At 72.6% G+C, this 21,307-nt stretch carries 14 protein-coding genes; 6 read left to right on the forward strand and 8 right to left on the reverse strand.

Annotated elements, in window-relative coordinates; translation table 11 throughout:
* The first annotated feature begins 35 nt into the window (after nucleotides 1–35).
* On the forward strand, nucleotides 36–881 hold the full coding sequence (locus ACFQQL_RS07130; protein ID WP_382392689.1) for a glycosyltransferase family 2 protein: 846 nt from the start codon (nucleotides 36–38) through the stop codon (nucleotides 879–881).
* Nucleotides 882–927: 46 nt separating this feature from the next.
* Here the strand turns inward: ACFQQL_RS07130 and ACFQQL_RS07135 are convergent, their stop codons facing one another.
* Nucleotides 928–2,745: an ABC transporter ATP-binding protein gene (locus ACFQQL_RS07135; protein WP_382392691.1), complete on the reverse strand. Its 1,818-nt coding sequence runs from the start codon at nucleotides 2,743–2,745 to the stop codon at nucleotides 928–930.
* A gap of 171 nt (nucleotides 2,746–2,916) precedes the next feature.
* Between ACFQQL_RS07135 and ACFQQL_RS07140 the strand changes: the two genes are divergently transcribed.
* Nucleotides 2,917–5,202: a protein kinase family protein gene (locus tag ACFQQL_RS07140; RefSeq protein ID WP_382392693.1), complete on the forward strand. Its 2,286-nt coding sequence runs from the start codon at nucleotides 2,917–2,919 to the stop codon at nucleotides 5,200–5,202.
* Here the strand turns inward: ACFQQL_RS07140 and ACFQQL_RS07145 are convergent.
* The 6 genes from ACFQQL_RS07145 to ACFQQL_RS07170 all read right to left on the reverse strand — a co-directional run bounded on the left by ACFQQL_RS07145 (nucleotide 5,199) and on the right by ACFQQL_RS07170 (nucleotide 13,519).
* Nucleotides 5,199–6,863, reverse strand: a complete 1,665-nt coding sequence (locus ACFQQL_RS07145) for a phosphotransferase family protein (protein WP_382392695.1) — start codon at nucleotides 6,861–6,863, stop codon at nucleotides 5,199–5,201. The two genes, ACFQQL_RS07140 and ACFQQL_RS07145, sit on opposite strands and share 4 nt — an antisense overlap.
* A 194-nt stretch (nucleotides 6,864–7,057) precedes the next feature.
* Complete coding sequence (locus ACFQQL_RS07150) at nucleotides 7,058–8,002, reverse strand: right-handed parallel beta-helix repeat-containing protein (protein ID WP_382392697.1); 945 nt, start codon at nucleotides 8,000–8,002, stop codon at nucleotides 7,058–7,060.
* A gap of 45 nt (nucleotides 8,003–8,047) precedes the next feature.
* Complete coding sequence (locus ACFQQL_RS07155; protein ID WP_382392699.1) at nucleotides 8,048–8,908, reverse strand: glycosyltransferase family 2 protein; 861 nt, start codon at nucleotides 8,906–8,908, stop codon at nucleotides 8,048–8,050.
* Nucleotides 8,905–10,821, reverse strand: coding sequence for a glycosyltransferase (locus ACFQQL_RS07160; protein WP_382392700.1), 1,917 nt, complete (start codon nucleotides 10,819–10,821; stop codon nucleotides 8,905–8,907). Before ACFQQL_RS07160 ends, ACFQQL_RS07155 begins: the two co-directional genes overlap by 4 nt.
* On the reverse strand, nucleotides 10,818–12,212 hold the full coding sequence (locus ACFQQL_RS07165; protein ID WP_382392702.1) for a glycosyltransferase family 4 protein: 1,395 nt from the start codon (nucleotides 12,210–12,212) through the stop codon (nucleotides 10,818–10,820). Before ACFQQL_RS07165 ends, ACFQQL_RS07160 begins: the two co-directional genes overlap by 4 nt.
* Nucleotides 12,206–13,519: a nucleotide sugar dehydrogenase gene (locus ACFQQL_RS07170; RefSeq protein ID WP_382392704.1), complete on the reverse strand. Its 1,314-nt coding sequence runs from the start codon at nucleotides 13,517–13,519 to the stop codon at nucleotides 12,206–12,208. The genes ACFQQL_RS07165 and ACFQQL_RS07170 overlap by 7 nt, the downstream gene beginning before the upstream one ends.
* 338 nt (nucleotides 13,520–13,857) lie before the next feature.
* Between ACFQQL_RS07170 and ACFQQL_RS07175 the strand changes: the two genes are divergently transcribed.
* The 4 genes from ACFQQL_RS07175 (at nucleotide 13,858) to ACFQQL_RS07190 (ending at nucleotide 20,306) form a co-directional block, all read left to right on the forward strand.
* Nucleotides 13,858–14,757: a phytanoyl-CoA dioxygenase family protein gene (locus ACFQQL_RS07175; RefSeq protein ID WP_382392706.1), complete on the forward strand. Its 900-nt coding sequence runs from the start codon at nucleotides 13,858–13,860 to the stop codon at nucleotides 14,755–14,757.
* 213 nt (nucleotides 14,758–14,970) lie between these two features.
* Entirely contained in the window at nucleotides 14,971–15,642 is a 672-nt protein-coding gene (locus ACFQQL_RS07180; protein ID WP_382392708.1) for a 50S ribosomal protein L25/general stress protein Ctc, read from the forward strand.
* A 94-nt stretch (nucleotides 15,643–15,736) separates the two neighbouring features.
* On the forward strand, nucleotides 15,737–16,327 hold the full coding sequence (pth, locus tag ACFQQL_RS07185) for an aminoacyl-tRNA hydrolase (protein ID WP_382392710.1): 591 nt from the start codon (nucleotides 15,737–15,739) through the stop codon (nucleotides 16,325–16,327).
* 139 nt (nucleotides 16,328–16,466) lie between these two features.
* A complete protein-coding gene (locus ACFQQL_RS07190) occupies nucleotides 16,467–20,306 on the forward strand; it encodes a LamG-like jellyroll fold domain-containing protein (protein WP_382392712.1) in 3,840 nt (1,279 codons plus the stop codon).
* Here ACFQQL_RS07190 and ACFQQL_RS07195 read toward each other — a convergent pair.
* Entirely contained in the window at nucleotides 20,260–21,297 is a 1,038-nt protein-coding gene (locus tag ACFQQL_RS07195; RefSeq protein WP_382392714.1) for an Lrp/AsnC family transcriptional regulator, read from the reverse strand. The two genes, ACFQQL_RS07190 and ACFQQL_RS07195, sit on opposite strands and share 47 nt — an antisense overlap.
* Nucleotides 21,298–21,307: the final 10 nt, after the last annotated feature.

The raw sequence follows: 21,307 nt of genomic DNA on the forward strand, positions 1-21,307 counted from the left end.
GTAGCGTCGCGCCATCGACCAGGAGGAGCTGAACCATGGTGGCGACCACCGATGTCCTGATGATCACCTACAACAGCGCCGAGCACGTCCGCCGTTCGCTGCCGCACCTGCTCGACACGTGCGACGAGCACACGCGCGTGTGGCTCTGGCACAACGGTGACGACGAGGAGACCCTCGCCGTCGTGCGGGAACACGCCGACGACGCCCGCGTGCACCGGTTCCACCACAGCCGCGAGAACGTCCGCCTGACGGCGCCGACCAACTGGTTGTGGACGGAGTCGGAGGGCACGTTCGTCTCGAAGGTGGACGACGACTGCCTGCCCGAGCCGGGCTGGGTCGAGCGGCTCCGGGACGCGCACGCGGCGAACCCGGACTTCGGCGCGGTGGGCTGCTGGCGGTTCCGGGACGAGGACTTCGTGCCGGAGCTCGCCTCGCGGAAGATCCAGACGTTCGCCGGCGGGTACCGCCTGCTGCGGAATCACTGGGTCCAGGGCAGCGGGTACCTCCTGCCGCGCGCCAAGGTCCTTCGCCAGGGGCCCCTGCGCCAGGGGCAGTCCTTCACGCACTACTGCATCGCGCTCGCCAGGGCCGGCGCCGTGAACGGCTGGCTGTACCCCTTCGTCCGCGAGGACAACATGGACGACCCGCGATCGGCGAGCACGCTGTTCGTCGACGACGCCGCCTTCCGGCGGCGCATGCCGCTGACGGCGCAGGCGCTCGGCATCACGTCGGTGACGGACTGGGCGCGCCAGGAGCACGAGTCCGCCCTCGCCGTCCAGAAGGCCTCGCTCGACCTGCGCGAGTACGGAGGCTGGCGCGCGAAGAGGACGCTGGTGCGTCGTCGCGTCGAGCGGCTCGTGCGGGGGCGCGGCAGCTGGTGAGGCGACGGGGCGCCGCGCCCGGTCGTGGCGGCTGACCACGCCGTGATCACGCACTGGTCTGCCTTCGGGTGAGCTCGGTGACCTCGCGGAAGAACGGGTTCGTCGCGCTGAGCTCGGCGGGCGGCGCGAAGGCGTCCAGGCAGCCGCCGGCCACCACCATGATCCGGTCGCAGAACGACAGCGTCGAGAGCCGGTGCCCGACGAGGAACATGGTGATCGTGCCCTTGAGGTCGTGCAGGGAGCCCTTGACCAGCGCCTCGGACCTCACGTCGAGCGCGCTGGTCGGCTCGTCCAGCACCAGGATCTCGGGGTCGTCCGCCAGGGCGCGGGCGAGGCACAGCCGCTGACGCTGTCCGCCGGACACCGCGGACGCACGCTGGCCGACGATCGTGTCGTAGCCCTGCGGCCAGCTCATGATGTCGTCGTGGATCTGGGCCCGGCGGGCCGCGGCCTCGAGCTGCTCCTGGGTGAGGTGCGGTCGGTAGAAGCGGATGTTCTCCGCGACCGTGCCCCAGATCAGCTGCGGGGTCTGCGGGACGTACGCCACCCGTCGTTGCCAGTCCTCCCGTCGGAAGGCCCGCACGTCCGTGCCGTTCACCTCGACAGTGCCGCGTGCCGGCGTGCGCAGCCGCAGGAGCAGCTGGATGAGCGAGGACTTGCCCGCCCCGGAGGGCCCGGCGACCCCGATGGTCTCGCCGCGCGAGACGGTGAAGGTGACGTTGCGCAGGACGTCCTGGCCGCCGTCGTAGGCGTAGTGGACCCCGCGCATCGCGACGCGATCGATCCGGTCCGGCAGCGGCCGCTCCCCGTCCTGCCGGGGCTGGGACCGGTAGCGCTCGATGGCGTCTGCGAGCCGGTGCATGAACGGCAGGCGCTCGTCGAGCGCCGTGACCGAGGTCTGGATCTGCTGGCCGTACGTCAGGGCGCGGAGCAGGATCAGGACCACCGCGGCCAGCGTCGCGAGCTGGTCCAGACCGATCACGGAGATGACGCCGAGCGCCAGCACGAGGAGCAGCAGGGCGACACTCTGGTAGAGCGAGGGCACCGCCTGCGCGAGGAATCGGGTCCGGAGCATCGGCTGCCGGATCCCGTCGATGAGCCGATGGAAGGAGTCCAGGTAGCTGCGAGAGGTCCCGAAGACCTCCGTCTCCTCCGCCATCAGGACGACCTCCTGGACCCCCTTCGAGTACTCGATGTTCTCCGCGCTCAGCGCCGCTGCGTGGCGGCGCAGGCGGCGGGCGAGGGGGCGTAGCAGCATGAAGATGCCGGCCGAGGCGACGGTGAGCAGCAGGGCCGCCGGCAGGCTGAGCACGAAGGCCGACACCAGCAGCGTGAGGAAGACCAGGCTGACCGAGATTCCGGTGCCGATGTTGATGATGGCGAAGCTGGCCGCGTTGACGTGGGTCGTCATCAACGACTGGAAGTGCCCGTCGCGCTCGGTGGCCTTCACCGGCCAGCCCGCGGCGACGAAGGCGTCGAAGAGGCGGCGCCGCAGGTCCGCCACGGCCTGGGCGGACATGCTGGCCGGCAGGAACGCGAGCAGGACCTGCAGGGCGCCGCGCACCACCGCGCCGACGACGCCCGCGAGGATCATCACGGTGACGGAAGCGCTCATCGACGCCGGCCCCACCCCGACCGTGACCTGGTCCGAACCGTGCGAGAGCGCGCCCGCGATCGCCCCGACGACGGCGAGCAGGCCGGCCTCGGCCAGCCCGGCCAGCAGCGAGCAGACCACCAGCAGCGTGAGCTTCAGACGGGACGTGCGGACCAGGGGCGCCACCCGGTGCCATGCGGCCAGCGCGCGGCGGGCGACGGCGACGGGGCTGCGGCCCGAAGGAGTCTTCTTGGGTGGGTGCGCGGGCACGGTTGCCTCTCGATGTGCGCCTCGATGTGGCCCCCTGTGAGACGTCACGGTAGACCGGGCCCGAGCGCCCGAGGACTGGAACGGACCACCATTTCTCGCGCGCTCTCGCCGAACGGGCTCAGCGGGTCCGTTCCGGGGACGACGCCGGCACGTGAGCCGTACATTCCCCGGATGGACCTGATCACCGCGCTCGCGCCCGGGAGCCGGATCATCGACGTGGGTGCCGACTCCCCGAGACTGGCGCGCGCCCTCGCGGATGCCGGGCAGGAGCACTACCTCGGGCTGGTCCCGGCACGGCTCCTCGAGACGGTGCGTGCCGCGGCCGGGCCACGGTCGGGGCGGTTCGTCGAGCTGGCCTCGCCGACCCAGGTGGCTCGCAGCAGCACCGACGTGGTGATCCTCAGGGCCGGCTTCGTGCCTCAGCTGTGGACGTTCGGCGACCTGTCGCACGCGCGCCTGATCGCCGTCGAGCGACGCAGGGGGCCGGCCGCGCTCGAACGGCGTCTCGCGGAGCTCCTCCCGCGCCTGACCGGCCGCACCGTGCCCCGTGGGCGCTTCACCTGCGCCGGCTCGGAGTTCGACGTGGTCGAGGTGACCCGCACCCGGGTCCGGCGTGCGCGTCGCTACCTCTCGCCGTACTGGGGCGTCGAAGGTCTCGTCGAGCGACTGCGTGAGCACCACGTGCGGTACGCCGTGCTGCGCTGGTTCGAGGAGCTCCCCGTCATCGCGCCCGGTGAGGACCTGGACCTGCTCGTCGCCGACGCCGACATCGACGTCGTCGAGCGGCTGCTGGACACCGAGCCCGGGACCATCCCGGTGGACCTGTACAGCGAGACCGGCCTCACCGGCACGGACTACCGCGGCATGGCCTACTACCCGCCGCCGCTGGCTCGGCAGATCCTCGAACGGGCCGTGGCGCATCGCAGCGGATGTCGGGTGCCCGCCCCGGCGGACCACCTACGGTCCATGGCCTACCACGCGGTCTACCACAAGGGTGTTCCGTCCGGGTTGCCCGCGCGGGCCACCGGTGAGCGGGCCGCGGACCCCGAGCACGACTACGCGGCGGTCCTCGGAGAGCTCGCCGCCGCCCAGGGAGTCGACCTGGAGCCGACCCTCGAGGGCGTGGACGAGTACCTCGCCGTGGAGGGGTGGCGGCCGCCCCCCGACACGCTTCGCCGCCTGGCCGCGACCAACCCGTGGGTCAGGCCCGCGGAGCAAGGGCCGGCCGAGGTCCCGGAGCCGGCGGTCTTTCTCATCCGGGAGCACACCTTCGACGTCCTCGGCACCGAGGAGATCCTCCGCGTCCTGCGAACCTTGGGATTCGAGATCCTGCTCGTCCGTGAGCTCGACCTCGATGCCCGGGCACGGTGCGCCGCCCACATGCGCGGCGGCAACTGGGGTCGCGGGCCGTTCCCGGTCTCGGGGGGTGGTCCGGGCACGGTCGTGGTCGCCGCCCACTACGGCCCACGACCCCCCGGCCCGCGGGTGCGCGCGCAGTACCCCTGGCTGTCCAACATGGACGTCCTGATCGCCAAGTCGAGGATTCGTGACCTGCTGGCAGCACGGCTGCCCGCCGACCGGCGGTTCAACGCGATGCACTCCGCGGACAACGAGGCGGAGGCGTGGGAGTACGTGGCGCTCGCCGTGCCCGACCGCGACGACGCGCTCCGCGCCGAGATCGTGCGCCGCCGCCGGGGGTACACCACGGACCTGCCGGTCCTGGAGGTGCTGCAGCTCGGCCGGAGGGCCAAGGTCGAGGTGGTCCGCACCTCCGACGGCCCGGCGGTACGCAAGACGTTCGCCCCGGCGGCCCACAGGCACCTCGAACGCGAGCTGCGCGGGCTGCGTGAGCTGGCCCCGCGGGTCCCGGTCCTCGAGCTCCTCGACGAAGGCCCCTCCTGGGTGCAGACCCCGCTGTACGACAACACGCTGCGCGAGCTCGGTGACCGCCCGGGCGGCCGGCTCGTCCCGCTGCGGACCGCACGACGCATGGCGGAGGTGCTTCGCGACGTCCACGCCCTGGGCTTCGACCTCGTGGACGCCAAGCCGCAGAACTTCCTGCTGGACCCACGACGAGGGCTCCGGCTCCTCGATCTCGAGTTCCTCCACCGGTACGAGGGACCGGCACCGGCCTTCCACCGGATGTACGGCTTCGTCGGCGTCCCCGCGGACTTCGCCGGCGACGTCCCGTTCGTCGACGACCTCAGCTACGAGCTCCGTTGGCGGCCGTACGTCGGGCTCTCGCTGGAGCAGCTGCTCGACGCGCCGCCCTGGGAGCAGCATCTGCGTCGCGGACTGTTCCGTGCGCACCGGGTCCTGACGGGCACCAGCGAGCCCGTGCGCCGGCTCGGCCGCACGGCACGGACCGCTGTCCGGCTCGCCCGGAGCAACGCCGGGACGACCTACAGGTACCTGGCACGGCGCAGGAGCCGCGCCGGCTTCGCGCTCCGCGCCTAGTCGGCGCCGGCCCGCCCGGCGCCGCCCCCACCAGGGACGACGACCGGGGTCAGCATCTCCGCGGCCTCGTGGAGTGGCGGGATGGTCCACGGACGGTACCGCGAGCGCCGCCGGCCGTACGAGACGGCCCGGTCGAGGAGCAGGAGTGCCGCACCCTCGGCGACGGAGAGCGTGCCGAGAAGGCCGAGAGCGTGGGCCGCCAGGGCACCGCCGAGGCGACCGGAGACGAAGTCGTCCAGGGCCGTCGCCAGCGGCGCGCCCTGCTGGCGCCGTGCGTCCAGGGCGGCGTAGAGGGCATCGAGCAGGAGGGGGTTCCGGTGCTCGAAGCGGTTCCAGTCGACCAGGACCGGCCGCTCGTCGTCCCCGAGCAGGACGTTGCCTGCGTGCAGGTCTCCGTGGCTGGGGCCGACCGGGAGCCGGGCATCACCGGCGGTCTCGAGCAGCGCTCGACGCAACGGTCCCATCCCCGTGTCCATCGCCTCCGTCCGTCCGTGCTCCGTGGTGAGCCTGCGCCAGACCGCCGTCTCGCGGAGGCTGGCGGTCTCGCCGGCCGGCAGGCCGAGCAGGATCTCCCGGAGCGCGGCGTCGGCGCGCGCCGCCTCGTGGGCACCGTGCGGCACCGCGGGGTGCACGGCGTACGGCAACCCGCCGTACCGGGCCATGCGTGCGGGTCCGGCGAGGTACGGGGCGAACGGCGTGTCCCGGGCGGCAGTGATGTTCTCGACCTCCCGCGCGAGCGCCCGGTGCTGGTCCCTCGTGAGCGGGATCTTGAGGAACTCGCGGGTGCCGCGCACAGCGACACGAGCGTCGCTGAGGGCGAGCATCGCCGGTGAGCGCAGCTCCGGTGTGCCGGCGAGCCGCTCGGCGATGGTCGGCAGGTCGCGGTCCTGCCCGCCGCCCCGGCGCGCGAGCACGTACTGGTCGGCCACGACGGCCGCGGCCAGCCCTGCCCGTCCGGCCGCCCGAGCGATCGGATGGGCGGAACGGTCCTGGCGCAGCTGCGCACGCAGCCCGTCGACCGGCACCATCCAGCGCCACCGGTGCCGGCGGGGGAACGGCACGAGGGCCTTGGCAGCCGTCAGACCGGAGCGCCTGAGCTCCCGGTCCGAGGGATGCCGGAACGCGCGCACGGACCGGAGAACCTCACGAGCACGTGGTCGTGCGGACCGGTCGCCGCGCAGGTGCCTGAGGAGGTTGCGCGTCCCGACGACGGCGACGCCGTCGGCGGCGAGGACCCGCCCCACCTCCGTGAGCAGGCGGCGGCGCCCGGCCGGGTCGAGCACGCAGTCGACCTCACCGGCGTCGACGTAGACGCGGTCGAAGACCCCGTCGTCCCAGGGCAGCGCCGCTGACGGTTCGATCTGGACGGCGAGGTCCGCCGGGCCGTGGACGAGCGTCTCGAACCGCATGCGGGAGTAGACCCAGTCCCCGTACGTGACGTGACCGCCGAACGCGCCGAGCGAGGCCACGAGCGCCGGCCAGCCGGTGCCGAGGGCCAGCACCGTGGACCCGGGCTCGAGCAGGACCGCCGCCGCCGCGCCCGAGGGATGCAGCAGCCGGCGCTGGAGGTCCGCCGGCCAGAGCGGTCCGCCGGAGACCTCCGCCATCAGCTCGTCGCCGCTGACGGACCGCAGGGAGGCGGCGACAGCCGATGCCGGCACGCCGGGCCAGGGTCGTCGGCTCGTGGACAGGCGCAGCACCGCGAGGTCGTCGACCTGGACGAGACGGTCGCACCCCGTGCACCGCGCGCCGTCGTCCCCCTGCCTGATCGTGCTGCCGCAGGGGCAGCGAAGACGCGGCGGGGGCATGATCGTCGAGCGTATCCGCGGTCGGGCGGCCCGCGTGGCGGTTCCGCTCAGCCGACCGGCGTCGTGGTCCCCAGGATCACGTTGGTCTCGTCCCAGTCGACGCCCGGGCCCAGGTTGGCGGTCATCCCGTGCCGGTGGTCCTGCTGGAAGGCGTTCTCCCGGAACGCGCACTCGGCGCCGTCGGTCCCGCTGCCCCCGCCGTTGACGGTGTAGTTCCCGCCGTTCATGAGGTTGCCCTCGACGAGGCAGTCACGGACCGGACCGGAGTCCTCACCGAACATGAACGCGGCGTTGCCGTAGAGGCCCGACTCGGGGTTGTGGGCCTGGAGGTTGTTGCCTCGGATGACGATCCGTTCGCCCTTGACCACCTGGATCACGTCGGTGTGGTTGTCGTCGCGCTGGACCATGGAGTGGATGTACGAGTCCTCGATCGTGACGTCGTCCCCGGCGACGCGAGGCCCCTCGGCGATGTTGTGGATGTGGACGCGCCGCAGCGTGTACCCGTTGAACGCCACCACCGGGTCGGCGCGTCCCTGCCCGTCGATCTCGGTGTCCTCCACCAGCAGGTCGTCGCCGTTGACGCGCAGGGCGATCCGCCCGGAGGTCATCACGATCCTGGAGTTGCGGATGACCACGTCGTCCGCGTCGACCGTGACGGAGCCGAAGATCTCGAGTCCCTCGACGACCGCCCCGTCCTCGTCGATCCGCAGGTTGCCGTCCTCCTCGACGAGCTGCACCCCGGCCGGGACACCGGTCGAGTCCGCGTCGGGGAAGTCCGAGAGCTGCGGGGCGGAGACGGTCGGAGTCTCGGGGGCCTCGGGGGTCCGTTCCGGTGCGGTCTCACCCTGCTCGGCCCCCTCGGCCGTCGGGGGCGGTGGCCGGCCGCGGTCCAGCGTGACGAGGACGCCGACCACCGCGATGACGACCACGATGACCAGGGTCGCCACCCACAACAAGGTCCTCGAGACGGTGATGGTGATGTCTTTGGCCATGTCTCGTCTGCTCTCGCGATCGGTGTGCACGGCTGACGCCTTCCTTCACAGGTAGAGGACGCGGAAGCGGGCGCTGCCGACGACCCGGCCCGCGGCCCCTGACGCCTGCTCCGCCCACCGCCACCGGCGGTGCGCCGAGAACGGAAGGAGCGGGAGTGTCAGGACGAGCCGGGCCCACCGCAGCGCGACCCCGGCAAGTCGTGGACGGGGCATCCCCGAGGGGCCGAAGTCCCGGAAGAGGCGTCCGCGGGAGCGCCCCGTGCGGTAGGCCTTGACGGCCATCGAGCGGAACGTGTGGCGGTGCCGGTAGTGCACCACCGCGTTCGGGGCGTAGCCGAGGCGGTAGCCGGCCAGCTGGAGGCGCCAGCAGAACTCGGTGTCGGGCCCGCCGTAGTCGTAGTCGGCTGCGAAGCCACCGACGGCGTCGAAGACCTCGTGGCGAACTCCCAGGTTCGCGGTGATGGCCCTCGGCAGGAACCCCGCCACGACGGGCAGGTGGTCCGGATGCCGCGGCACGTAGGGCATGCCGGGCTCGGTCAGGCGGTCGTTCTCGACCGCGCCGCCCACCGCGTCGTACGACTCCAGGGCCGTGCGCATCGCCTCGACCCAGTCGGCCGCCACCTCGTCGTCGGCGTCGCAGAACAGCAGCAGCTCGCCCTGGGCCTGCGCGGCCCCCGTGTTACGGGCGGGGGAGGTGCCCCGCAGCCGGCAGTGCAGCAGCCGCAGCGGCAGACGGGACGCGTAGGCCTCGCAGATCTCGGCGGTGGCGTCGGTCGAGCCGTTGTCGACGACGAGGACCTCCCAGGGCCCCCGGACGTCCTGTGCGGCGAGCGCGTCCAGCTGCGTGGGGAGCGTCTCGGCGGCGTTGAGGGCGGGGATGATGACGCTCACGGGTACGCGGGTCATGTCTGCTCCTCGCCACCCCAGCCGCGGCGCCACTCCGCGCGCCGGGCCCAGCTCTCTCGCCAGGCCGAGACGCCGCTCGCCGGCCGTCCACGGTGCGGTCGCAGGTGGGCCGTCAGAGCACGCAGTCCGGTCCCCAGGACGAGCAGGTGCACGGCGACGTCGCCCCACGGGCGGCGCACGTGGCGCCGGTACGTGGTCGCCTCGCCGCGCAGGACGAGGGGCAGCCGGTGCGACCCGGCCGACGAGGCGCCGACCTGGTGCCGGTAGCGGGCGTCCGGGCACAGCCGTGGTGCCCAGCCCGCGGACCGGGCCCGGAGGCACAGGTCGACGTCCTCGCCGTACAGGAAGTACGAACGGTCGAAGCCTGCGAGCTCGTCCCAGGCGGCACGGTCCACGAGCATCATCCCGCCGCTGACCGCGGAGACCTCTCGGCAGTGCTCGGTGGCGTGGTCGGCGTGCTGCGGATCGAACAGGCGCGAGCCCGGGAAGAGGCTCGACAGCCCGGTCGCGAAGCACACGGCCGACCACAGCGACGGGCGGCCCAGGAGCGAGCGCGGGTCCGTGCGGCCGTCCGGGGTGAGCGACCGACCGCCGACCAGGCCGGCGCGGGGGTGCTCGCGGGCGCACCTGAGCAGGGCCTCGACGGCGTCCGGCTCGACGACCGCGTCGGGGTTCAGGAACAGGAGCCGCCGTGCGCTCGACCGCTCGGCGCCGGCGTGGCAGCCGCGTGCGAAGCCGTCGTTGGTCTCCCGCAGCACGAGCTCGAGACGGCCGGAGACACCCCTGACGGTTCGTGCGATCGCGTCCCCGGAGGCGTTGTCGACGACGATGATGCGTGCGCCGGGTACGGATGCCAGTGCCGTGTCCACGGCCTCCAGGCACTCGCGGACGTAGCTCGCGCTGCGGTACGTCAGCACGACGACGTCGAGATCCGCGATCGCCGGCGCCTGGACCACGCCGCTCCGCTCGGACTCCGGTGCCGCGCCGCGACCGGCGCGTGGCTCGTGGAGGGACCGTTCGAGACGTCCGCCACGTCCCGTGTCGCGCCCCCAACCGACGCGTCCCCGGCGCACGGCCAACCCCGCCGAGGCCTTCGCGACCGTCGTGATGCCGGCGAAGACCGTCATGGCGGGGACCAGCGAGGGCCGCGTGAGGACGGTGCGCGCCAGTCCGAGGAGGCGTGCGGCGCGTGGCGCGTCGTGCGCAGGTGCCTCCACCTGCTGGTTGCCGGCGTAGACACGACGCCGCACGCGCAGGACGTCGGCCGCCCGCGCCGGTGGCCGGACCACGACCGGTTCGGGCACGACGACCGCGCTCTGGCGCGGTACCCGGGTGGTGACGTACCGGTCGTCCGCGATGCCCTCGGGGAAGACGCCGAACCGCGTGCGTGTGGCGGCCCCGACCGCGTACGCGCCGCGACCTGCCAGCTGCTCCTGGACCCAGGGGAGCGCCTGCCAGCCCTCGTAGTAGGCGCGCGCCGCCCAGGCGGAGCCGGTCGTGTCGAGCGTTCGCGTCGGGACGGCCACGCCCGCGCCGGCGCGGATCGCGCGCACCATGGCGCGCAGGGTCGCCGTCGGGCACCTGACGTCGGCGTCCAGGTAGATCCGGGGGAAGCCGGTGACCCACTCCTCGGCGGCGCGGATGGCGGCGACCTTGGACGCCTCGCGGATGGAGAGGACGGTGATGGCACGGCCGAGACGGTCGGCCGCCTGACGCGCCCGCTCGGCGGTCCGGTCGGTGCACCCGTTGCACACGACGACGACCTCGAACTCGTCCGGGTCGGAATCGGCGAGCAGCGCGTGCAGCCCGTCGCCGACGACGGCCTCTTCGTCGTGGGCAGGGATGATGACGGACGGACGTGGGTCGCCAGTTCGTGGGACGGCGTGGCCCACCGCGGTGAGCGTCATGATCATGCCGCCGGCAGGGTGTCGCTGGCCGGCAGGACCTGGGGCTGCACGACGCTGAGCGGCACGCGAACGGGTGCGACGGTGGGCGCAGCACCCCGACGGGTGGCCTGCTCGTAGGCGGCCAGCAGCGACGGGACGGAGTGCTCCCAGGACAGCAGCTCCTGGAAACGCCGCCGGCCGAGCGCACCCATCCGGGCGCGTCGACCAGGCGCCTCCAGCAGCGAGGCGATGCAGTCGGCGAGCGACTCGGCGTCGTTGGGACGGGCGTACAGGCTGGCCTCGCCGGCAGAGACCCGGCCCTCGGTGAGGTCGAACTGGACGATCGGCTTACCGAGCGCCATGTACTCGAGGATCTTGTTCATGGTCGAGATGTCGTTCATCTCGTTCACCTCGTCCGGGTTGACGCAGACGTCCGCCGTTGCGAGCAGGTTCCCGAGGTCCTCGTCACTGATGCGGCCGAGGAAGTCCACGTGGCCGTCCAGGCCCAGTGCGTGCACGCGGCCCTCGAGCCGCGCCCGCTCCGGGCCGGACCCGGCGAGGCAGACCTGCATGTCGTCCCGCCCGTGCCGGTTGACGAGGACGTCGACGGCGTCGAGCAGGTGGTCCAGGCCCTCCTGGATCCCCATCACGCCCACGTAGGCGACCAGATGGCGCTTGCCACGCCGGAACGACGGGTCCACGCGCGCACCGGCGAACCGCTCGACGGTCGGCGCGGACCGCACCACGAACACGTCGTCGGGCGACATCCGGCCCCGCTCGACCGCGATGCGCCGATAGCTCTCGTTCGTGGCGATCGAGACGGTCGCGGCGGCGAAGGTCAGCCGCTCCAGCCTCGTCATGAGCCGGACCAGCGGGTGGCTCCACGCCTTGCCCTTGGCGACCAGCAGCTCCGGGCACGCGTCGTGGTGGTCGAAGAGGAACCGCGTGCCGAAGAGGCGGAACGGCAGGGCCACCAGGAACATCAGGTCGGGTGGGTTGCACGCCTGGATGACGTCGATCCGTCCCCCCAGGTGCACCCGCACGGCGAGCGCCAGCTGCGCCGCGAACGCGAGGGGGTACTCCACGAGGTAGCCGGCCGTCCGACGCGCCTCGACAGGGCTCGCGTAGCGGTAGATGTGCACGCCCTCGAGCACCTCGTGCGCGGTCGGGTGCTGTGCCGAACGGGGGCAGATCACGTTGACGTCGTAGCCCGCGTCGCGCAGGCTCAGCGCCTCCTGCCAGACCCGGCGGTCGAACGGGACCGCGAGGTTCTCCACGAGGATGAGGACGCGTGGCCGGCGCGGGTCGCGCTGCAGCCTGGGCGTCGTCAGCGTGGACGCCAGGAGAGCCGCAGGCGCCGAGATCATGTGGCGGACGTGCCGGCGGAGGTCCGCCACGAGCGGCCGGCGCCTCACCATGTCAGCCCCACGTAGTTCGTCGCGCCGTTGACCGGTCGTGCGACGCCGCACAGGTCGACGACGGTCTGGCCGGGGCGCACCTCCGACGTCACCTGGGCGTAGGCAGGATTGTTCTGGGTCACGACGATCACGTCCGCCTCCTCGAGCGTGTGGTGGAAGTCCTCGTCGAGGTGCTCGGCGATGTGCGGCAGCACGGTGAGGACGTACTTCCGGTTCGCGCCGATGAGGTGGCGCAGGTTGACGTGCTCGTCGTGGATGCGCACGTCGTATCCCTTGCCGAGCAGCCGCTCGGCCAGCTCGAGCGCAGGAGACTCCCGCAGGTCGTCCGTGCCCGCCTTGAAGGCGAGCCCGAGGATCGCCACCCGTCGGGCGCCGACCGCCGCGATCTTCTCGAGCGCGAGGTCCAGGTGCGCGCGATTGCTCTGCAGGATCGCCTCGAGCACGGGCACGGCGGCACCCTGCCTGCGCGCGCGGTACGTCAGCGTGCGCAGGTCCTTCGGCAGGCAGGAGCCGCCGAAGGCGAATCCCGGGCGCAGGTAGCGGGAGGAGATGTTGAGCTTGGTGTCGGACGTGAATATCGACATCACGGCGTGGCTGTCGACGCCGTGCGCCTCGGCCACCCGGCCGATCTCGTTCGCGAACGCCACCTTCAGCGCGTGCCAGCTGTTGTCGGAGAACTTCACCAGCTCGGCCACGCGGACCGAGGTGCGCACCGTCTCGCACGCGAACGGCTGGTACAGGGTCGTGGCGACCTTCGCGGTGCGGTCGTCGTCCGCACCGATGACCGTCTTCGGTGGGGCGAGGAAATCGCTGACGGCGGTGCCCTCCCGCAGGAACTCGGGCGAGAACGCCACGCCGAAGTCCGTGCCTGCCTTCTTGCCCGAGTGTTGCTCGAGCAGCGGAACGATCTCGCCCTCGACCGTGCCCGGCGGCACCGTGGAGGTCACGAGCACGAGTCGCCAGTCCGCCACGCCCGCGAGGGCGGCGCCGATCTGGCCGACCACGTTGAGAACGTCGTCGAGGTGGACGTCACCGTTGCGTCCGGACGGTGTACCGACCGTCACCATCACGACGTCGCTGGTGCGCACGGCCGTCGTGATGTCGTCGGTCGCCCGTAGCCGGCCCCGGTCGACGTTGGAGCCGACGAGCTCGCCGAGACCGAGCTCGCTCACCGGGCTGACACCGGCGTTGATCTGGTCGATCTTGATCGGGTTGACGTCGACCCCCACGACCGTGTGGCCGCTGTCGGCCAGGCACGCCGCAGTGACTGTCCCGACGTAACCGAGCCCAACGATGGCGACCTTCATGGCAAGACCCCGCGTCCTTCCCGCTGCCGCACTCCACGGCCGCTGACGTGGAGCAGCACACCCCGACGCGGTGGCGGACGAACGGCCAACGTGACCTGAACGGGAGGTGAACCGACAGGGTGGTGACCGGGGTGAGGCGGGGTGAGGCGGGTGAGGCCGGCGGAGCGCACTCACCCTCGTTCACCCGGCAGGTCACCCGCTGTGGCCGGGCGCCGGGCGAACGTCGGGTGAATCGGGTCCGTTCGGTCCGGAGCCGGTGCGGATCGGCTCGTACTGTGCGCCCCAACTGTCCGGGCCACCGGCCCGTCGGACGACGCCGAGGAACTGAGGAGACTCCTGTGAGCATCACCCAGAACGTGGGACGCCTGGCCAACCGCGCGAAGCGGCAGGCGATCGCAACCATGGGTCCCGTCAGGAGACTGGCCGACTCCCGCCACGAGCGCCTGCTGAGGCGCTACGCCGACAGCCTTCCCGTGCTCTCCGCGGAGGACCGGGACCTGGTGGCCGAGCTCGACGCCCGGGCCGTGCGGGTCACCTCCCTCGAGGCGCTCGACCTCCCCGGAACGGCGCAGCTGTGGGACGGCCTCGAACGGCTCACCGAGGCCCTGCGGGGGAAGCCGGCGACGGCCGGCACCGTGCGACCGGACCTCGACGAGCTTCTCGAGGAGCTGCCGGTGTGGCAGTTCGGGCTGTCCGACCGCATGCTCGACATCGCGCAGAGCTACCTCGGGATGCCTGTGCGCTACTTCGGTGCGGACGTTCGACGTGAGGTCGCCGACGGTGTCGCCAACGACGTCCGTCAGTGGCACCGGGACGTGGAGGACCGCCGGACGTTGAAGATCCTCGTGTGGCTCAACGACGTCGACGACGACGGCGGACCGTTCGCCTACATCCCCCTCGAACGGTCGATCGAGGCCGTGGAGAGGCTGCACTACGTCGCCGGCTTCGTCAGTGACGACGCCATGCGCCGGGTCGTGCCGGAGTCCGAGTGGCGGACCTGTCCCGGACCTCGGGGCACGGCCGTGGTCGCGGACAACTGCCGGCTGCTCCACCGAGCCACTCCGCCGGAGGCCCGGGATCGCTACTCGGTGACCTTCACCTGGACCACGCGGCACCCGGTCAAGACCATGCCGCAGGAGCCGATGACGGCGGTCCAGGCCCGCCGGGCGGCCAGCGGCCTCGGCCCGCGGCAGCTCGAGTGCCTGCCGCCGGCCCTCCAGCACCAGCTGCGCACGTAGGCGTCACGTGTGAGGTGGCCGACGCGGCTGCCGCTTTCACAGGTCCCGCTCGGGCGGCTAACATGGTGAGGTTGCCTCGGCGAGGGATGCCGGACGGGTGAGGAACGCCCTCCGGTTCCGTGATCGACGCGGTGGTGCCCTCGGGTCGCCGTCCGCGCCACGGCCCCGCGCTGAGGCCAGCCGCCCAGTGCCGCACAACCCGAGGAGACTTCCGTGGCCGACGACCGGATCAAGCTGACCGCTTCCGTGCGGACCGAGTTCGGCAAGGGGGCCGCCCGCCGCTCCCGGCGCGCCGGACTCATCCCCGCCGTGCTGTACGGGCACGGCGAGGCTCCGCAGCACCTCGCGCTGCCCAGCCACGACACCTTCCTGATCGTCAAGGACCACGCCAACGCGCTCGTCACCCTGGACATCGAGGGCAAGGAGCAGATGGCCCTCGTCAAGGACGTCCAGCGTGACCCGGTGAAGCGGGACATCGAGCACCTCGACCTGCTCATCGTGCGGCGCGGCGAGAAGGTCACGGTCGACGTCCCGGTGCACGTCGAGGGCGAGTCCGCTCCGGGCACCATCCACCAGGTGGAGCTGCAGACGATCACCCTCACCGTTCCCGCGACCGACATCCCCGAGAGCATCACGGTCAGCGTCGAGGGCCTGGAGGAGGGCTCCATCATCCGCGTCGGTGACATCGCAGCACCGCAGGGTGCCGTCATCGACACCGACCCGGAGTGGGGCGTCGTCGTCATCTCCGTTCCTCGTGTCGCGGCGGAGGACCTCGAGACCCCGTCGGACGAGGACGAGGAGGCCGCCGAGGCGGAGGAGACCGAGGGCGAGGAGTCGGCCGAGGACGGCGAGGGTGGCGAGTCGTCGGAGTCCGACGAGTCCTGACCGGCCGTGGCGTGACCCGGCCCGTCGTCGAGCGCGGCATGTGCTCGCTCCGCCTCGCCCGGTGCGATCATGACCGCACGCGGAGGGGAGCAGCATGAGTCCGTGGCTCGTCGTCGGGCTGGGAAACCCCGGACCTCGGTACGCCGGCAACCGGCACAATGTCGGCCAGATGGTGCTGGACGTGGTCGCCGACCGAGCCGGCGCCTCCTTCACGCGGCACAAGGGCCGAGCCCAGGTTCTCGACGGCCGGCTGGGCACGCTGGCCGGGGGCGCCCCGGGCCCCCGCGTGATCCTTGCCAAGCCGGAGTCGTACATGAATCTCTCCGGCGGGCCGGTCGCCGCGCTCGCGACGTTCTACGGGATCGAGCCCGAACGGCTGCTCGTGATCCACGACGAGCTCGACTTCCCGGCGGAGACGCTGCGCCTGAAGCGCGGCGGTGGTGAGGGCGGCCACAACGGTCTACGGGCGATCAGCCAGTCGCTCGGCACACGGGACTACGGGCGGCTCCGCGTGGGCATCGGGCGTCCGCCCGGCCGGATGGACCCGGCGGAGTACGTGCTCCGTGACTTCTCGGCCGCGGAGCGCGCCGGGCTCGATGTCACCCTGCAGCAGGCGGCAGACGTTGTCGAGGACGTCGTGACGCTCGGTCTCGACGAGGCGCGGCAGCGGCTGCACGCGGCCTGAGGGGCTCCTCTCACCCTCGACGGTGCCCGCCTCACCCTCGACGGTGCCCGCCTCACCCTCGGGAATCACCCTCCCTGCCGGGGCTTTTCACCCTGCGAGGCGCTGGTAGAAGCTCTCGGCCCGGGCCATGCTCGGCCGCATGCCGGCGACACAGAGGTGGACGGGGCTGCTGGTGCGCGCGCTGGCGGCCGTGGCGCTCGTGGCAGGGTTCGTGTCTGCCGGCCCGTCCGCCGCGAACGCCTCTCCCGCCGTCTCCGTGCCGACCGTCAATCCGGCCCTGGTCCTCCCGACGGTCGTCCTGCCGCCGGACGAGCCACCCGCGGTCAGCGCCGGCATCCCGGTGACGGTGAACACCGGCGAGAAGCCGCAGTCCAAGACGTGGTTCCACGACGGGACCTGGTGGGCCGTGCTCGCGACCTCCTCCGTGTCGCCTGCCGGCACGTGGATATGGAGGCACGACGCCGGCTCCTGGACGCCGGTGGTCCGCGTCTCGAGCTCGACGACGGTCCGTGCCGACGTCAAGCCCGTCGGCAGCGTCGTGCACCTCCTGCTGCACGGCCCGTCCAGCGCACTGGTGTCGGTCGAGTACGACCCCGAGCGGGGGACGTACCAGCCGTGGTCGAGACGGCCGAACGCCACGCCGGTCTCCCTGCCGGACAGCGAGACCGGCACGATCGACATCGACTCCACGGGGCGCATGTGGCTCGCCTCGGACGGCCGCAGCACCGTCGAGGTGCGGCATGCGGCCGCCCCGTACACCTCGTTCTCGTCGCCGGTGCGCCTCGCGTCGAACATCGCGGTCGACGACATCGCGGTGGTGGCCGCGCTTCCCGGCCGGGTCGCCGTCATGTGGTCGAACCAGAACACCGAGCGGTTCGGGTTCCGCACCCACGTCGATGGTGCCGCGCCGGAGACGTGGACATCGGACGAGGTTCCGGGCGACGACGACGCCCTGGACTACGGCGACGGCATGGCGGACGACCACCTCAACCTCGCGGTCGCCGGCAACGGCACCGTGTACGCAGCGGTCAAGACGTCCTACAACAGCTCCTCACGGCCGGTCATCGGACTGCTCGTCCGCCACCCGAACGGGACCTGGGACCCGTTCCACGAGGTCGACGACATCGGCACCCGCCCGATCGTGCTGGTCAACGACCGCGAGGGGACGCTCTCGGTCTTCTACACGGAGAGCACCAACTTCGACAACATCCTGGTCAAGACCACCGCCGTCGACGACATCGACTTCGGCGGCGGCGCCGCGGTCGCGATGGACGGGAACTTCAACAACGTCACCGCCACCAAGGACCCGTGGACGGACGACGTCGTCGTCATGGCCGCGGCGGTGTCGACCGCGCACAGCGTCCGGCTGACGGCCGCTGCCGAGCCCGGCGCCCCGGCGGCCCTCGACGCCTCGGTCGAGACGGAGCGCGGCGTGGTCGTCGAGGGACGGCTGGAGGGTCGCGCGGGGAGTGGTGGGCCGCTGCGGTTCGAGCTCGACGGCGCACCGCGGTCCGGGACCGTCGAGCTGCTCGACCCGACGTCGGGTGCCTACCGCTACACCCCGGACCCGGACACCGTCGGACAGGACTCCTTCACCTTCCGTGTCCTCGAGGGTGACGCGGTCTCGGCACCCGGAACCGTCTCGGTCACGATCGGCGGGGCCGACGGCATCCGGGGCAGCTGGGCGCTGGACGACGGTGAGGGATCGGTCGCCGTGGACGGCTCAGGGCTGGGGAACCATGCCGAGCTGGTCGGCACGCCCGCATGGGTGGACGGCAGGTCGGGCGGGGCCCTGAACCTCGGTGGGGCGGGCGACTACGCCGTCGTCCCGCACGCAGCGCCCCTCGACATCTCGGGTCCGTTGACGATCTCCGCCTGGGTGCGGCCGACCGCCACCCGCACGCAGTACGTGGTGAAGAAGGCCACCCAGGGTGCGCAGGACGGGTACGAGCTCGGTCTGTCCAGCTCGGGCCACGCCTTCCTGCGGCTCAACCAGGACTCCGCGGGAGACGAGTTCCGCGTCGACGCGACCTCGTCCTACCCGGACGACGGGCAGACGTGGGTCCATCTGGCCGCGACGTACGACGGCTCCACGATGCGCATCTTCGTCGACGGCGTCGAGGAGGCGTCGGCGCCCGGGCCGGAGTCGATCGGTCGGAACAGTCTGGCGCTCGCCCTCGGCGCCCAGCCCGGAGGCCTGCGCCCGCTGGCCGGTGGCCTGGACGCCGTGGCGGTCCACGGCCGAGCGCTGAGTGCGGACGAGATCTCGGTGCTCGCGAGCTCGGCGGCGACCCCGGGGCTCCCGACGGCGATCGACGGATCCGTCGAGACCACCCGCGGCACCCCGGTCGACGGCACCCTCCGGGCCGTCCCCGCCGACGGTGGAGCGCTGGCGTACGAGGTGGTCGACGGGCCGCAGCACGGGACGCTCACGCTCCGCGAGGGCGGCTCGTTCACCTACGCCCCGGACCCCGGTGCCGTCGGGACCGACTTCTTCACCTTCCGGGTGCGCGAGGACGGCCGGTGGTCCGCGCCCGCCCGCGTCGACGTCGCCATCCTGGCTGCCGTCGGCGCGCGCGGCGTCTGGCTCATGGACGACGGCGACGGCGCCCTCGTCGCGGACGGCTCGGGTCTCGGGCACGACGGAGCCCTGCAGGGCTCCGCCGCCTGGGGCGCCGGCCAGGACGGCGGCGCGCTCCTGCTCGACGGCGGTGGGTACGCGACCGTGCCCGACGCACCGGATCTGGACCCGGCCGACGCCCTCACGGTGGCCGCATGGGTGCGCACCGACGTCGCCGCCACGCAGTACGTGGTGAAGAAGGCGACCCAACGGAGCCGGGACGGCTACGAGCTCGGCCTGGCGAGCTCGGGAACGGCGTTCCTCCGGCTCAACCAGGCCTCGTCCGGTGACACCTACCGCGTCAACACGAGCTCGTCCTATGCCACTGGTCAGTGGGTGCACCTCGCGGGCACGTACGACGGCACGACGATGCGGATCTACGTCGACGGCGCCCTCGAGGCCTCGGTCGCGGGTCCCGACTCGGTGGGTACGAACAGCCTCGCACTCGGCCTGGGCGCCGAGCCGAACGGTGCCCGGCCGCTGGACGGCGCTCTCGACGGGGTCCACCTCTTCGGCCGGGCCCTGACCGCGCAGGAGATCGCGGAGCTCGCCGGCCCGGCGGCAGACCCGGGCCCCACGCCGACGCCGGAACCGGAGCCCACGCCGGAGCCGACGCCCGAGCCCACGCCGGAGCCGACGCCCGAGCCCACGCCGGAGCCGACGCCTGAGCCGACGCCTGAGCCCACGCCTGAGCCCACCCCGGAACCGGAACCGACACCCCCACCGAGCCTCCGTGGCGACGTCGGGGCGTGGTCGATGGACGACGGGCAGGGTCCGGTGGCCGCGGACTCCTCGGGCAACGGCCTGAGCGCCCAGCTCCAGGGCGACGCCGGCTGGGCGGAGGGACAGCGGGGCAGTGCGCTCGCGCTCGACGGCAGCGGCGGCTACGCCCTCGTCCCGAGGGCGGGAGCGCTGAACCTCACCGGGCCCATGACGGTCGCGGCCTGGGTGCGGCCGGACGCCACGGGGACGCAGTACATCGCCAAGAAGGCAGCGCAGGGCAGCACCGATGGCTTCGAGCTCGGCCTGGCGAACTCACGAAGCATCTTCCTGAGGTTCAACCAGGCGACCTCGGGAGACGTGTTCCGGGTGGACTCGAGCACCCGCTACCGGGCCGGGCGTTGGGTCCATGTCGTCGGCACCTACGACGGAACCACCATGCGGATCTACGTCGACGGCGAGCTCGAAGCCTCCGCACCCGGTCCGCCTGCCATCGCCAGCAACGTCCTCGGTCTCGGCCTGGGAGCCGAGCCGAGCGGCTTCCGACCCCTCGCGGGTGCCCTCGACGAGGTCCACCTCTTCTCACGCAGCCTCACGGCCGCCGAGGTCGCCGTCCTGGCCGCCGCGCCGCCGGGCTGACGCCGGCCCGTCCGGCGCCCGGCTCGGCGGGCTTCGACCAGTACCGTGTCAGCACCCGGAGGACGACCGAGATCTCGAACGTCGTCACCCCGCGCTGACGACCCAGGTCCTGGGAGAGGAAGTCGGCCAGGTCGTCCTCGTGCCGGAACAGGGCCTGGTGGATGACCGAGGACGTTCCGGCGACCGTCGTCACGTACCGCGCGGACGGCAGGTCCGAGAGTGCCCGGGCGACGTCCTCCATGGACCCCGGCGCGGTCGACGTCGACAGGACCACCTCGAGCGGGTACCCGAGCACGGCGGGCTCGATCTCGACACGGGGCTGGACGAGACCACGGCTCAGCAGCGACTGGGTGACGCGATAGGCGGTCGACGCGCTCATCCCCAGCTGTCGCGCGATCTCGGCGGTGCTCGACCGCCCGTCGTGGCGCAGCACCCCGGCCACCCGTACCTCGTCCGGCCCGAGCACCTCGGCGGCCTTCGGCAACGGCCCCTGGCGGTGCTCGGCGAGCTGAGCCTCCTGCTCGGCATCCAGGCGTCGCAGGCGCCAGCCCGATCCTGAGAAGTACCGGCGCAGGCCCAGCTCCGCGCGGGTGCGGACGATGCCGTCGATGGCAGGCAGCCGGGTACCGAGCAGCGCCGCGCCGTCCGACCGGTGGAACGGATGGAGGATGCAGTACACGTCGGCCCTGCCCGCGGTGACGGCCACGAACTGGGCCTCGTCCAGCTCCGTGATCGCCTCGGCGACGGCGTCACTCCAGCCGGGTCGGGTCGCGATCCAGACGTGGTACGGCGTGGCGTCGCTGCCGAGCGACCACGGGCCCTGTCCCACGATCCGTAGCGCGTGACGCTCCCGGAGCCGAGCGAGGCGCTTGCTCACCGTGGCCGGAGAGACGCCGAGGACGTCCGCGAGCAGGCGAACGCCCGCGCGGGGAGCGATCTGGAGGGCGGCGACGAGGTCGAGGTCGCCCGGCTCAAGCGGACCACTCTGCACAGGACGTTTC

The sequence above is a fragment of the Georgenia alba genome, assembly GCF_042665525.1.
GTDB classification, from domain to species: Bacteria; Actinomycetota; Actinomycetes; order Actinomycetales; family Actinomycetaceae; genus Allobogoriella; species Allobogoriella alba.

Excerpts from the sequence above, each read along its gene's own strand:
- ACFQQL_RS07130 (WP_382392689.1), top strand. The coding sequence starts at position 36 with ATGGTGGCGACCACCGATGTCCTGATGATCACCTACAACAGCGCCGAG.
- ACFQQL_RS07140 (WP_382392693.1), top strand. The coding sequence starts at position 2,917 with ATGGACCTGATCACCGCGCTCGCGCCCGGGAGCCGGATCATCGACGTG.
- ACFQQL_RS07150 (WP_382392697.1), bottom strand. The coding sequence starts at position 8,002 with ATGGCCAAAGACATCACCATCACCGTCTCGAGGACCTTGTTGTGGGTG.
- ACFQQL_RS07155 (WP_382392699.1), bottom strand. The coding sequence starts at position 8,908 with ATGACCCGCGTACCCGTGAGCGTCATCATCCCCGCCCTCAACGCCGCC.
- ACFQQL_RS07160 (WP_382392700.1), bottom strand. The coding sequence starts at position 10,821 with ATGATCATGACGCTCACCGCGGTGGGCCACGCCGTCCCACGAACTGGC.
- ACFQQL_RS07165 (WP_382392702.1), bottom strand. The coding sequence starts at position 12,212 with ATGGTGAGGCGCCGGCCGCTCGTGGCGGACCTCCGCCGGCACGTCCGC.
- ACFQQL_RS07170 (WP_382392704.1), bottom strand. The coding sequence starts at position 13,519 with ATGAAGGTCGCCATCGTTGGGCTCGGTTACGTCGGGACAGTCACTGCG.
- pth (WP_382392710.1), top strand. The coding sequence starts at position 15,737 with ATGAGTCCGTGGCTCGTCGTCGGGCTGGGAAACCCCGGACCTCGGTAC.
- ACFQQL_RS07190 (WP_382392712.1), top strand. The coding sequence starts at position 16,467 with ATGCCGGCGACACAGAGGTGGACGGGGCTGCTGGTGCGCGCGCTGGCG.